We start from the raw sequence: 12,885 nt of genomic DNA, 5'->3' as shown, positions 1-12,885 counted from the left end.
ATTACCCAGCATTATCCCGCTGTTCCGTGGCCGCCGCGGCGGTGTTCGCGCTCCGGAGCCCCCTGTTTTCCGTCTTGGGGAGCGTCATCGGGGCCGGTTTTCGTCCCATCCTTGCCGGAGATTCGCAGCTCCTGCGGCGTCAGGACGCCATTACCGTCCCGGTCCACCTGGTTGAACAGAGCCCGGGCGGTGGCGGCGAACTCATTGAAGTCAATCACCCCATCGCCATTCCAATCCTGCAGCGGCGAAATCGCCGATTGATCCTCTTTCCAGCGCGCCTGATTTACCACCCGCGCCTCGTCCGGCTGCAGCACGCCATCATGGTTGAGGTCGGCAGCGTCGAAATCCTTGCGCAGCCCCTCCTCCAATTGCTTGCGGGTGAGATAGCCATCTGGCCCGGCATAGCGGCGCAGGATCAGAATCGGCCCGTGCCACTCCTCGCCCACATGCACCGGCATCCGCTCCCCGCCGCCGCCACAGGCCGAGAGCACCAGCGCGAGAACAGAAAGCGCCGCCGCGCCGAGAAGTTTGGTCCGCATGGGAAGGTCCTTTTGAGGACCGCACCCTAGCGAGGCCGGCGCGGGGCCAAAAGGGCCTTGTCCCAAGATTGAGCGGTTTCAAGACAAACCCGCCACCAATGCGGGAACCGCTTAGCCAAGCGGCATCGGGTTATTAAGATTTGGAAGGCTAGCCTTGGGCCGCAAGCCTGCAGGTGCCGCTGTGACTATTTCCTTTCCGCCGTCGTTGCCGACGCCGCCCGCGCCCGCGGGTACCGGTCAGGTCGCGCAGGCGCCTCAATCTGCCAGCCAAGGCTTGCCCCAGATCGCCACGCCCATCGCGCCGCCCGATCCCGTCGCCGCCCTGCAAAGCGCCATCGCGCTCACGCGCCAAACCAGCATCGCTAAGCAGGACGGCATGGCCCCGCTTCTGGCCAATGCCCTGGCGGCGGCGCGCGCGGGCCTGCTGCCGCCACCGGTGCAAGCCGCGGTGCAGCAGCTCGTCAGCCTTGCTTTGCCGACCAACAAAGCTCCGTCTGCGGACGATATCAAAACGGCGCTGGCGCAATCGGGCCTCTTCACTGAGTCAGGCCTCGCCAAACAAGGTGAAGCGCCGAGGGATCAGAAATCCGCGCTCGGCAAACTCGCTGAGGCTGCGCGGCAATGGGCGGCCCAAAGTGGTGAGAGCGAAATCCCGAGCGGTGGCGCCAGCGTGCCGCCGCCGGGCCGCCACCCCGTGGCGCAAGGCCCCGCAAGCCCAAGCCTGCCTGCAGGCTCCAGCCCCGTGGATGCGGCCAAGCTTCTCATCACCGGCAGCGAGGCCGCTTTGGCGCGCCAAAATCTGCTGCAGCTAGCGAGCCTGCCGGAAGATGCCGATCCGCAGAGCCGTGGCACACGAACACCCGACCCGCGCTATGTCGTCGATCTGCCGCTGATGACGCCGCAAGGCCCCGCCGTGGCGCAGCTCATCATCCAGCGTGACAGCTCCGGGCGCAGCGCCGAGCATCCCGAGCCGGTATGGCGCGTGGGCCTCGCATTGACCATCGAACCCTTAGGCCCGGTGCGCGCCAACCTCGCGCTTTCCGGCGACCACGCCTGGATCACCATCGCCGCAGACCGGCCCGACGCGCTGACTGAGCTTAAGCAAGGCGCTGGCTGGCTGAACGACGCGCTGAGCGGCAGCCATCTCGAGGCCGATATCGCCTTTGTCTCCGCCGCCCCCGCTAAATCATCCGCCTACGGCACATCTGGCGGATCAGCCGGCGGGACGCTGGGCGCTTATGGTAAGAGCACGGTGTGATGGCGGCAAAGAAAGACACCATCGCGGTCGCGCTGAAATATGAAAAGTCCCATGCCCCGCGCGTGGTGGCATCAGGCAAAGGCGCGGTCGGCGAAGCCATCATCGAGAAGGCGCGAGAGAGCGGCGTGCCGGTGCAAGAGAACCCTGCCCTGGCCGAAGCCCTCTCCACCCTGGAAGTCGACCAGGAAATTCCCGAAGCGCTCTATAGAGCGGTAGCGCAGGTCCTCGCTTACCTGCTGCGCACCGCCGGGCATCTGCGCTGAAGCGGTTTCAGCAATATAATTGTGCTGGGATTTTCCTTCCCCTCCCCCCTCCTCCAATTGCGGCGGGCCAGGGGTGACGTGAAAAACGCGAATTCAAATCCCGAATTTTTCCTCTATCCTCGCGATTTCAAAGAACAAACGCCTTGCTGTTAACCCGCATTAAGGCGACCTCAGACGACATTGGTACGGTGCGATTTTCAAAAAAACTTTTTTGAGGGTCACTTCAGACGATTCCCATAGATGGGGACCGCCCGCCCCGCCGCCAAGAGGAAGCGGCGAGATTTCATGGCGTGGACAGAGTACGGACAGAATGGCGGGTGAGAAGCGGACGCAGATAGCTTGAGCGCGCGAAATCCTGCATAAATCGATCAACCAGAGCATATACCCTGATCTCGAACTTGCTGGGCCAGGGTATAACCGTATGCTCCACGCAACCATTAAACACGTGAGGAAACATGACATGGCCGCCCGACCTCGACGGCGATGTATTTCGTCGATTGGATGCAGCCAAATTTGATTTTTCAAAATCCTACAAAATCGAGTTCAATGTCGAATTTGAAAATTGGCCTCCGCCTGATCAAGCCATAGACAAGATATGGCAGCTTTATCCTGAGGCACAGTTGGATAAAGTCGTGGATGCCTCCGCCCCTTATATTTTGATCAGCCTATGCCATGTCCTGACTTATGAATTTGTCATGGGCGTGCAAAAAAAAATTTCCGACATACTAAGCGAATTTGGGGGCGTATGCGATTCATGGGGCGTGCTTCATTGAAAGCGTGAGTCACATTTCGAAAGGAATTTACTCTGACCCCGTACTTCCCATCCCCCCCGACCGACAGCCCCCCCATATTAGAGGAGCATCATGTTATGCGCGCCGGAACAGCGGTCGTCTGGGTAATTCTTGGAGCTCTGAATTTAGTTTTGAGTGGGGCCAGTGCAGACACGGTAAAAACAAGTGTGTGCGATATCCTGTCAAAGCCAGAGGTGTTTCACGAGAGACGTGTAGCCTTTGAAGGCTTGGTGCAGCTGGCGGGAAGTGAGTACAGAGGTTTTGTTGATATACGATGCAAGCAATATAAACTTCTTTGGATATATGATGCCCCCCATGGGAATGGACAAAATTTGCGGGCGTTGTCGACCGCGGTCGATAAAGCAACCGCAATGAACCAAAAGATGACTTTCGATTCTGGAGCCGACAGTCAGGAATGGGTGGCCTATGCTATGATAACGGGTATGTTTCATAATAATGAGAACCCCGGCAGACCACGATTTTTGCTAGAAAATGCAGAGAATATACGGATCGAGCGAATACCGCGTTGGTATAAAACCATTAGACACAAGTGAAATCATCTGTAGCCCGCAGAGGTACGCGAAGGTACGGGGTCGGAGTAAATACTCGCGCGGGATGACCGGCTGTGCGATGCTTTTCGCTTAGGCTTGTCGCCATTTCATTTCCGATCCGCGGCGGCCTCGGCGCTTATCCATTCTTTGCAAAATGGATCGTCACATGCGTGGCGGCGATGTCGCGGAGCAGCGGCACATGTTCCACGATGCGACGCGGCCAGCTCGGCCGCGCGCTGCGGATCAGCCAGGGCACGACATAATCGGTGTGGAGACGCTGGAAGCCGAATTTGCGGGCGCGGGCAACCCAATCGAACAGCATGCGGATATGTTCGCGGCCAAGCGGGCGCACCTCGCCGGTCTCGATGTCCCATTGCAATCCAACGACCTTGAAGCCGCGCACGCGGAAGAAGTGGAGTTGCACCGGCGCACTCAGGAAATTGGGTTCGAGCAGGAACAGCGAACCACCGGGTCTCAGCATGCGTGCGGCGGTCTCAAAAACCTCCTCCACCGGCTCGATATGATGGGCAACTTCATCGAGCAGGACCGCATCCAGCCCGGTCGGCAGAGGATCCTTGCGGGCGTGCATGAAGGTAATGTCCAAGGGGCCGAATTCCTCCACATACTTCGCCACCAGCGCCTTGGCGACGCCGATGTGATGAATGCTGACTTCGTAGAACGTCACCTTGTAGCCCAGCGACGCCAGGAAAATGGAATCCATGCCGTAGCCGCCACCGAAATCGAGCACACTTGAACCGCGCGGCAGATCGAATACCGGCGACAGGCGGCGAAACCATTTGAGATGACGCGCCGTCAGACCTTCCACGCCCGGTCCGAACCAGTCGCGATAATAATGGGGCACATAGGTTTTGAAAGAGTCGCGGCAATCGGCCGAAGCCAAAGGATCAGGCCCGGAGAACAGAGCGCAAAAGAACGCGACTAGACGTTGGAATTGCGCGGTCTCGTCAGAGGGGAGTTTGCCGTGCATGGTAAGCTCCGAGTAAGCCGCCCAGGCTAAAGAGCAATCTCCATGCCAGCGGGTACCCCTGAGCAACAACAATGAGTTGCACCGCCCTACAACGCCAACAATCCATGCATTGTCTACACCTGTGACAGAGAGGTGGTGGGCTATTTCCCGAACATCTTCCGCGCATCAAGGGCGAGGAACATGAAATCGGTTTCGCCGCCGCCCATGACATATTCCTTTTGCTGCCAGAAGAAGGGCCAGACTTTCAGCTCGGGCAGATCGGGGCGGATCAGCGCGGTGCCGGAGACGACGCCGCCTGGAATGTAAGACCAGTCGGCGCGATTGGTGCCATACGCCACCGTGGCCGAACGCGCGCCGACACCGGAAGCGAAGGATTCGGTATTCTCGCCCGGATGCACGCCGAGATCATAATTGAGCGCGTTGAGTTCGAAATCCGGCGTGGTCAGCTCGGGCCAGCCTTTGCGGAAGAAGTATTGATGCACGGCCTCTTCCTGCACCTGCCAGCCCACGCCCCAGATGCGCCAATCAAACGGCACGCCATAAGGTGAGGCCTTGGCGAGCTTGGCGGCGAGGTCTTTCTGATAAGCGGCCACCGCCTTGGCGACATCGGCTTTGAAGGCGGCATCATCAATCTGATTGATCACCTCACCCAACGCCCAAGCCTGGCCAATATGCGCGACGATCTCCGGTTTGAGCGCGATGAGCCGCGTGAGATAGCTCTTATCGCCGGTGGCGAGATAAAGTTCGCTCAGCATGAAGACGCGCGGGGAAAGCCATTTGGCGCGGGCAAAGCTGGTGCCATCGAGCTTCTTGGCAACATCCAGCGCATCCGCCGACATCTTGGCGTCGAAGTTCTTGAGCGCCACAGAGGCGGCCGCAAGCTGTGCCGCCATTTCGACCTCCCGGTCGGGATTATCTTCGGTAAAGACCAGACGGTCATCTTTTTTGCCCGAAGTGGTGGCGGTACGCTCGCCTGGCTTGAGCGCGGCGTCGTAAACAAGCCCATCGGTATTGGTGGAGATGTCCCCCAGCAGCGTATATTGCTCGAGATCAATATCCTGAATGCCGCGATAGAGCCGCCCCATCGCGTGATAGCCGCCGAGCACGCTTAAAAGTCCGTGTACGATCTGTTGCTGGGCGTCGTTCTTGCCATCCGGCTCATGAATTTCGGTGCGCTTGGCGGTTTCGTCGATCGTGGTGGCATCGTAAGTGAGGCCGAACTCCGTCACCATTTTGGATAACGCCCAGACGGTGCCCATCTGGGATTCGACACGTAAATCGTAGTCGCCCGCATCATGCCAGCCGCCCTCATCCAGCCCCGGCACATGCTGCCAGGGTTTAAAGCTGGTCAAGGTAGAGGGCCCCTGCGCATAGCCATCGAAATGCATGTGGTTGACCGGTGCCATCAGCGCATCATCTTGGTGATCGAGCCCATGCCAGACGCGATAGCCCTCGCGCACCAGCATGTGGCACATCTGAGCGGGGAGGAAATATTCCAGCGTCGGCTGCCACACGTCGCGGTCATAAACATCCGATCCGATGCGGAAGGGATGCGAGAGCACTCTGCCATAGCTGAGAACATACATGCCCGGCTGGGTCACCTTGGAGAAGTCATAGGTGGCATAATCATAGCGCAGGAACTTGCCCCACTGCTCCGCTGTGCCGCGCTGCACCTCTTCCTTGCCGCTCTCGGTCAAGCGATAGAGCACTACGGGCCCAGGCGTGGTATCGCGCGGGTCACGCTCGATCACCGCGCGTTTTTGCTGCGCGCTGGCGTAGCCAACTTGGCTGACCTGGATGACGGGCTGATATTTCCAGCCAGGAATGGTGTGCGGCGTGACGATCCATTCGATAGCGCCTTTGCTGGCGCCTTTCGCGATCAGGCTGCGCAGCACAAACCAGCCATTATTATAGGTGACGCGGCCATCGATGAGCTGAAGCGGCCCCGTTTTGCTTTCCACCTTCAGGCGGCGAGCCTCATCATCGGGTGCGACCACGAAGCTGGTGCCACTCGCCAGCGGCGCACCGATTTTGGCTTCTTTATTGCCGGTGATGGGACCATTGGGCTGGCGCGGAAAAATCCCGCCTAAGCCGTCCATCAAATAGGGCTTGCCGAAAAGATCGCCGGGGAAGAGTTCGAGATTGAAGCCGACCTTGCCGATCCACGCCTCCGGCAGCGGCTTGTCGAGATCGACAGTGATCTTGAAACTGTCTCCGGAAAGCGCGGTGACACGCAGGCGATAGGAAAAATCGAGGTCGGGATAAACGATCGGATTATCGGTGGCGTGAATGCGCTTGGGGTCGGGGTAAGAGAGCGACTGGGTGATGGTTCCAGTCTTGCGGTCAATCTTCTTTGCGCCAATCGCGGGCATGGGCGACCACTGCCCTGGCGCAGGTTCCAGTCGAAGGTCCCCCAGCGCCGCGACGCGCACGCCCTGCTGAATGATGCTCACCCCGCCTTGATGGCCTTCGGGGTAGAAATCATCGAAGACCATGACGTTGAGGCCGGGCTTTTCAAAATAGCCCGCCCCGTTGATTGCGAGACTGTCTGCCGCCAGCGCAGCGGGGCTGATGAAGAGGACGAAGGCGAGAAAGCGGATCAGCTTCATGGGAGCCTCGCTTGTGCAAGACTCTAGTTAAGCGCGCAATTTTGCCTGCCGCAAAGTCCCAAATCCGTGAGGCGGCCCCCGCGAGGGCGATAATCCCCTATTTAACTTGCGGACTTTCCCCGAGATGCAGCTTGACGGGTTCGACCGATAGCGCCTCCCATTCCTCAACCGCCACGCCTGCCGTGCCACCCCCCGCCTGCGAGGCATCGAAAACGGCTCGCAGACATGTGGTGGTGACGGGTTCAAAGGTCACCTCAACGAATTTGTCTGTCTCGGTGCCATAGCTGGAGGTGGCATGGACCGGCTTCCAGGCGCTGCCATCGCAATATTCAAGGTGCCAGGATTTCGGCGGGGCAACGCCCTCGCCCGCGCCTGCCGGATGATCCGCCCAGAAAGTGATCCGCGAGGCGTTCAGCTTGACCGGCGCGCTCCACTGATAAGCGATCCAGGGCTTGGGCGGGTTATTGCCGTTCCAGGTGCCCCACATATCGGGTGGCAGCGGATTGACCCGGACGATGCCATCATTCAGCGCCTTGCTCCAACATTGCACCGGCACGGGATCGTTGGAGACAACGATTTTCGCAGCGGGGGCGACATTGCGCTGCGGGCCGATTTCCGAAGGCGGGCGCGGCGTCGGCGTGACCTGTTTGATCGCGGCGGGGGTAACGCTATCGTCCCATTGCATCTCATCGATCGCGACGGAACGGCGGAAATGACCGCCACCTTTGGCATCCGCGGTATGATAGACGAGATACCATTTGTCTTTGAACTGAATGATCCCGTCATGCGAAGTGGTGGAGCTGACCGGCGGCAGGATCACGCCGCGATAGGTCCAAGGACCGAGCGGTGACGGCGCGGAGCCATAGGCGATGCAGGCGTGATAGACGGCAGGGGTGCAATCCGAGTTCGGCCCCGCGTGATTGCCCGCATAGGCCATGTAATAGGTGCCGTTGCGCTTAAAGAGCCAAGGCGCTTCGAAAAAGCCTTTCAGCGATTTAACCGCAACCTCTTCGCCTTTGGGCGTGATCATATCGGCGGCGAGTTCGATACCCCGCAGCTGTCCGAAGGTGCCCCAATAGATATAAACGCGGCCATCCTCATCCACGAAAGGCGTGGGATCGATGTTCTGGATAGTGTTGGCGACGGGGGCGCGCTGCGAGATGATGGGACCTGCGGGATGGGCATCAGTCCAAGGCCCAAGCGGGCTGTCAGCAACCGCGACACCAATGCCGAAACAATCCTTATCTGAACAGTTCGCCTGCATCACCGGCGCGTAGAGATAGAATTTCTTGTTCGGCGCCTGGATGATCTGGGCACCGTAAGCGCGGCCCGGCGTCGCCCATTTGAAGACATCCTCGGGTTTCAGGAAACGCGGATAATGCAGCCATTTTCCGGAGGCGACATCCTTGGTCGCCAGAAGCTGCCAGTCATTCATGATGAAATCATTCTGGTCTGGCGCGGCTTCATCATGCCCGGCGAGAATGTAAAGCGTGTCGCCCACCACCAGCGGCGCGGGATCGGCGGAAAATGAAGTGCCGTCCGACAAGATCGGATTATGCGGCGCGGTCACGGCGATGGGCTCGGCGGCGGCGAGCGGCAAGGCAAAAGCCGCGCCGCTGAGAAAAAGAGCTTTCAGCATCACTTTGCCCCTGAAGGCGCGGCGGTGAAGAGACGGACGCCGAAGACCGGACCAACGGATTTACGATTCAAGCTGACAAAGCGGACGGTGATCTTGTCCTTGCCCTTGGTCAGCTCCAGCGGGATCGCATATTCGAGATCGAGCCATTCGCCGGGCTTTTGACCGGTGAGGAGCTGATGCGCGACAAGCGCGCCATCGACCTCGATATTGAAATCGCGATTGACCTCGCCGCCCCAATAGGTGACCGCGAGCATCAGCGCGCCAGGGTCCTTGCCGTCTTTGCGGGCGGCCATCTCGAAGGAGAAGAAGCCACCAGCGCGCGCATCGCGGCCATTGCGGGCGCGATAAATCACGGGATAGGAAGTTTCCGCCTTCAGCGCGTGATCATGCTCGGCCTGCATTTCACCCAGATGCATCACATCCAGCGAACGGGCGGCAATGTCTTTCAACCGGGCTTGCTCGGCGAGATAGGCGGCTTGGTATTTCGCCCATTCCGGCTCGCTGTAGCGATTGAAATAGAGCGCCGAACGTTCTTCCCACTGGGCATAGAAAGGCTTCAAGGTGAGTTCGCCAGGGCGGCCGATACCTTCGGTGCGATAGACCGCATCTTGCGGCGCTACCGGCTTGATGCCCGCGAGCAAATCCGCGCCGACCAAAGCGGGCGCGACACCTTCAAAGGGCTTCTCGGCAGAGCCGAGATCAGCGCCCATCACCATAGGCCCGCGCAGGATCGACACCGCGCGTTCACTGCCCGGCGCCGTTTCAAGACGAAGCGCCAGCGGCAGAGAGAGCGTCACCGCATCGCCTGCCTTCCATGTACGGCGCAGGACCGCATAGCCATGCTCGCGGACGGCCTCGACCTTCTCGCCATTGATGGTGATGTCGGCGCTTTCAGCCCAGCCCGGAATACGCAGGGCTAGCGCGAAAACCTTCGGCGCATGCAGCGCGTTCAATTTGAGGTGAATATCGCCTTCATAGGGATAGCGCGTCTGGAGCTGCCAGGCACCGAAGCTGCTTTTCACTTCGGAGGGAATGAAGAGGTTCACGAAAAACGTGTTGCCGGATTCCCAATAGACGGAATCGCCGTGCTTGGCGTGGCTTTCCATGCCCGAGAGCACACAGCACCAGAAGGCATCCTCTGGCCCGGAGAAGCCACGCTCTGCCCCCGACATCATCGGGGTCATATAGGTGAACATGCCCGTCTTGGGATTCTGCGCCGCGAGAATGTGATTGAGCTGGGTGCGCTCGTAATAATCGAACAGCGCCGCATCCGGCTTCCAGGCATAGAGGTGCCGCGTCAGCTTCAGCATATTGTAGCTGCCGCAATGCTCGCAGGTCTGTTCGGTGAGATGATCCGCCGTGGTATCGGGCGCGAAGAAATATTCGCGGTCGCCATTGCCGCCGATCACAAAGCTGTGATGGTGCACTACGGTATCCCAGAAGAACGCCGCGCCTTGCTTGAAGCTGCCGGGCCCACCGACTTCCGCGATCCGCGCAAGGCCAATGATCTTCGGAATCTGGGTATTGGCATGGGTGTTGGGGAGATGATCCTCGCCCGCCAGCACGGGATCGAGACTCTTCTTATCGTAGATGCGTTCAGCAAGTTTCAGCCAACGCGCATCCTTGGTGCGGGCATAAAGCTCGGCAAAGCTTTCATTGATGCCGCCATATTCGCAGGAGAGCATATCCTGCATCTGCGCGTCGGAGAGCTTCGCGAACACTTTATCGAGATAGCGGGCGAAGCCGAGGCAGACGGTCAGCGCCTGCTTATTGCCCACCAGTTCCTCGGCGTCCAACAAACCCGCCAGCACCTTGTGGATGTTGTAGAGCGGCGACCAGGCGCCGTTCAGATCGAACCCGGTGGAGCGGATATCGCCCGCAGCGATTTCGGCGAAGATTTCTTTGCCATCCACGATGGTGCCGTCTTTGCGCTTCCTCAAGAATCCGGCGACATAGCCATCGCCTTGCGCGGCCTGCACCTTGGCCATTTCCGAAACGATATAAGCGATGCGGGTTTTGCACTCTTGATTGCCAGTCTGGGCATACATCAGCGCCAAAGCGCTCAAATAATGGCCAAGCCCCTCGCCCGCGATGGTGTCAGCTTCCCAGCCGCCATAAAGCTCGCCCTTCACGGGGAGGCCTGCGAACTTATGATAGTTGTGCAGGAAGCGATCCGCCGACAACGACAGAAGGTATTTGAGGTTGGCTTCAACCGCCGTGCGGTATGGCGAGGGTAAGAGACGCACATTCTTCAGTGCGACGGGGTGCGCGAGGCCCTGCTGCGGTGCGGCTAGAGCCGTTCCGCCAGATAGCGCTGCAAACGCAGCCATAGATGCGGAGCTTCGCAACAGATCACGGCGGTGAAGGCGCGGCATTCAAGTCCCCTTCTCGGAAGCATCTCTTGTTAGATATACTGTATACGATTACGCTGCAATCGGTTCTCTTCTCTTGTTCCAGGCAGCGGGGGTCTTATTGTGAAAGCGTTCCTACCCATAGTGATGACGGCAATCTGCATGTGTGATCTCATTCTTCCAAGCCAAGCCGCAACCGCCAAGCACGACGAAAACAAAGCTTTCGAAGCTCTGTACAAGGCGGAATGGACATGGAGGCAGCATCAATTCGCGGCGGATGAAGACACGCCCAATGCAACGCATACAGCCCATCTGCCGGTGGTGAATGAAGCCGCGCAGCAAAAGCGCCTTGCCCATTGGCGCGAGGTCTTGAACCGCCTGGACAAGATCGACACGGCCAAACTCTCGGCGCAGCGCGGCGTGGATTTCAAGGTCTATCGCTATCAGATCGAGACCCTGATTTCCGATCAGGTCTATAAGACCTATCAACGCCCGCTTTCCGGCGACACCTCCTTCTGGGGCGATCTGGCCAGCATGGCACGCGGCAGCTTCCGCCGCGAAGAGGACTATCGCAATTACATCAGCCAACTGAACGATATTCCCCGCTATTTCCAGGAGAATATCGAGAATATGCGGGCCGGCCTAAAGCGCGGCTTCACCCTGCCCCAGGTCACGCTAGAAGGGCGCGACGCCACGGTGCAATCGGTGCTGAACGCGCCGAACGTGGAAGAGAACATCTACTACACGCCGTTCAAGACCATGCTGGCGAGCCTTCCAGCCGCCAAACAGGAAGAGCTGCGCGCGGCTGCCCGCAAGGCGATCTCAGACAGCGTGATTCCGGCGCATCAAAATCTGCTGAAATTCCTGCGCGATGAATATGTGCCAGGCGCGCAAAAATCCCTCGCCGCGTATGACCTGCCGGATGGCAAGAACTTCTATAAAGCGCAGATCTACGAATACACCACCATGCATGACGATCCGGCGCATATTCACGAGGTCGGGCTGAAGGAAGTCGCCTCTCTGTGCGCCGAAATGGCCGAGGTGATGAAGGAAGTGAAGTTCGAAGGCGATCTTGCCGCCTTCCTCGCCTTCCTGCGTACCGATCCTCAATTCTATGTGAAGAAGCCGCAAGACCTCTTGGATCGCGCGGCCTGGATTTCCAAAAAGTTCGATGCCGTCTCAGGCGAGTATTTCGGCCATCTGCCGCGCCAGCGTTTTGCCATCAAGCCAGTACCGGATGATATCGCACCTTTCTATACGGGTGGCCGCGGTGGCCCAGGCATCTATCTCGTCAACACCTATAACCTGCCCTCGCGCCCGCTCTATTCCCTGCCTGCGCTGACCTTGCATGAATCCGCGCCGGGTCATGCCTTCCAGATGCCGCTAGCGTCGGAAAACAAGAACCTGCCGCCCTTCCGCCGTGACAGCTTCATCTCGGCCTATGGCGAAGGCTGGGCGCTTTATAGCGAGCGGCTGGGTGTGGAGATGGGCATCTACGAGACGCCTTATGAACGTTTCGGCATGCTGAGCTATCAGATGTGGCGCGCAGCACGGCTGGTGGTCGATACCGGCATTCATAGCCAAGGCTGGACGCGCGAACAGGCCCGCCAATTCCTGCACGACAACACGGCGCTCGCCGATCATGAAATCGCGACCGAGGTGGATCGCTATATCGCCTGGCCGGGACAGGCGCTTTCTTATTACCTCGGTGAGATGGCGATCTGGAAAGCGCGCCATAAGGCCGAGGCCGCGCTGGGCGAAAAGTTCAACATCCGCGCCTTCCACGACACCGTACTGTCCTTGGGCTCGGTGCCGTTGCCGGTGCTCGAGGCGCGGATCGATCAATTCATCGCCGAGGGGGGCAAAGGCCCCTACCCCGACGAAGAATAAGACGGA

General features: G+C 59.3%; 10 protein-coding genes. 5 read left to right on the top strand and 5 right to left on the bottom strand.

Annotated features, from left to right (window positions below):
• Positions 1-11: 11 nt before the first annotated feature.
• Positions 12-539, bottom strand: coding sequence for an EF-hand domain-containing protein (locus tag FHS83_RS14140; RefSeq protein ID WP_167083586.1), 528 nt, complete (start codon positions 537-539; stop codon positions 12-14).
• Between the two features lie 181 nt (positions 540-720).
• Here FHS83_RS14140 and fliK point away from each other — a divergent pair, with 181 nt between their 5' ends.
• The 4 genes from fliK to FHS83_RS14120 all read left to right on the top strand — a co-directional run bounded on the left by fliK (position 721) and on the right by FHS83_RS14120 (position 3,405).
• Positions 721-1,797: a flagellar hook-length control protein FliK gene (fliK, locus tag FHS83_RS19825; protein WP_167083585.1), complete on the top strand. Its 1,077-nt coding sequence runs from the start codon at positions 721-723 to the stop codon at positions 1,795-1,797.
• Positions 1,797-2,060: an EscU/YscU/HrcU family type III secretion system export apparatus switch protein gene (locus FHS83_RS14130; RefSeq protein WP_167083584.1), complete on the top strand. Its 264-nt coding sequence runs from the start codon at positions 1,797-1,799 to the stop codon at positions 2,058-2,060. Before fliK ends, FHS83_RS14130 begins: the two co-directional genes overlap by 1 nt.
• A 455-nt stretch (positions 2,061-2,515) precedes the next feature.
• Positions 2,516-2,833, top strand: a complete 318-nt coding sequence (locus tag FHS83_RS14125; RefSeq protein WP_167083583.1) for a ribonuclease E inhibitor RraB — start codon at positions 2,516-2,518, stop codon at positions 2,831-2,833.
• Positions 2,834-2,928: 95 nt separating this feature from the next.
• On the top strand, positions 2,929-3,405 hold the full coding sequence (locus tag FHS83_RS14120; protein ID WP_167083582.1) for a hypothetical protein: 477 nt from the start codon (positions 2,929-2,931) through the stop codon (positions 3,403-3,405).
• A 133-nt stretch (positions 3,406-3,538) separates the two neighbouring features.
• On the opposite strand, the gene FHS83_RS14115 is transcribed toward FHS83_RS14120, so the two are convergent.
• The 4 genes from FHS83_RS14115 to FHS83_RS14100 all read right to left on the bottom strand — a co-directional run bounded on the left by FHS83_RS14115 (position 3,539) and on the right by FHS83_RS14100 (position 11,013).
• A complete protein-coding gene (locus tag FHS83_RS14115; protein WP_167083581.1) occupies positions 3,539-4,390 on the bottom strand; it encodes a class I SAM-dependent methyltransferase in 852 nt (283 codons plus the stop codon).
• Positions 4,391-4,530: 140 nt separating this feature from the next.
• Positions 4,531-6,999, bottom strand: coding sequence for a glycoside hydrolase family 9 protein (locus tag FHS83_RS14110; RefSeq protein WP_167083580.1), 2,469 nt, complete (start codon positions 6,997-6,999; stop codon positions 4,531-4,533).
• Positions 7,000-7,096: 97 nt separating this feature from the next.
• On the bottom strand, positions 7,097-8,638 hold the full coding sequence (locus FHS83_RS14105; protein ID WP_167083579.1) for a family 43 glycosylhydrolase: 1,542 nt from the start codon (positions 8,636-8,638) through the stop codon (positions 7,097-7,099).
• Complete coding sequence (locus FHS83_RS14100) at positions 8,638-11,013, bottom strand: glycoside hydrolase family 127 protein (RefSeq protein ID WP_167083578.1); 2,376 nt, start codon at positions 11,011-11,013, stop codon at positions 8,638-8,640. The genes FHS83_RS14105 and FHS83_RS14100 overlap by 1 nt, the downstream gene beginning before the upstream one ends.
• Positions 11,014-11,151: 138 nt before the next feature.
• On the opposite strand from FHS83_RS14100, the gene FHS83_RS14095 reads away from it, so the two are divergent.
• A complete protein-coding gene (locus tag FHS83_RS14095; RefSeq protein ID WP_208414776.1) occupies positions 11,152-12,879 on the top strand; it encodes a DUF885 domain-containing protein in 1,728 nt (575 codons plus the stop codon).
• Positions 12,880-12,885 lie beyond the last annotated feature (6 nt).

It is taken from the genome of Rhizomicrobium palustre (genome assembly GCF_011761565.1).
GTDB classification, from domain to species: Bacteria; Pseudomonadota; Alphaproteobacteria; order Micropepsales; family Micropepsaceae; genus Rhizomicrobium; species Rhizomicrobium palustre.
Note: the sequence above shows the minus strand (reverse complement) of the source record. Positions and strands in the feature narration are given on the sequence as shown.

What these genes read in the sequence shown, in the direction of transcription:
- FHS83_RS14140 (WP_167083586.1), bottom strand. Translation starts at nt 539, where the DNA reads ATGCGGACCAAACTTCTCGGCGCGGCGGCGCTTTCTGTTCTCGCGCTG.
- FHS83_RS14130 (WP_167083584.1), top strand. Translation starts at nt 1,797, where the DNA reads ATGGCGGCAAAGAAAGACACCATCGCGGTCGCGCTGAAATATGAAAAG.
- FHS83_RS14125 (WP_167083583.1), top strand. Translation starts at nt 2,516, where the DNA reads ATGACATGGCCGCCCGACCTCGACGGCGATGTATTTCGTCGATTGGAT.
- FHS83_RS14120 (WP_167083582.1), top strand. Translation starts at nt 2,929, where the DNA reads ATGCGCGCCGGAACAGCGGTCGTCTGGGTAATTCTTGGAGCTCTGAAT.
- FHS83_RS14115 (WP_167083581.1), bottom strand. Translation starts at nt 4,390, where the DNA reads ATGCACGGCAAACTCCCCTCTGACGAGACCGCGCAATTCCAACGTCTA.
- FHS83_RS14110 (WP_167083580.1), bottom strand. Translation starts at nt 6,999, where the DNA reads ATGAAGCTGATCCGCTTTCTCGCCTTCGTCCTCTTCATCAGCCCCGCT.
- FHS83_RS14105 (WP_167083579.1), bottom strand. Translation starts at nt 8,638, where the DNA reads ATGCTGAAAGCTCTTTTTCTCAGCGGCGCGGCTTTTGCCTTGCCGCTC.
- FHS83_RS14100 (WP_167083578.1), bottom strand. Translation starts at nt 11,013, where the DNA reads ATGCCGCGCCTTCACCGCCGTGATCTGTTGCGAAGCTCCGCATCTATG.
- FHS83_RS14095 (WP_208414776.1), top strand. Translation starts at nt 11,152, where the DNA reads ATGTGTGATCTCATTCTTCCAAGCCAAGCCGCAACCGCCAAGCACGAC.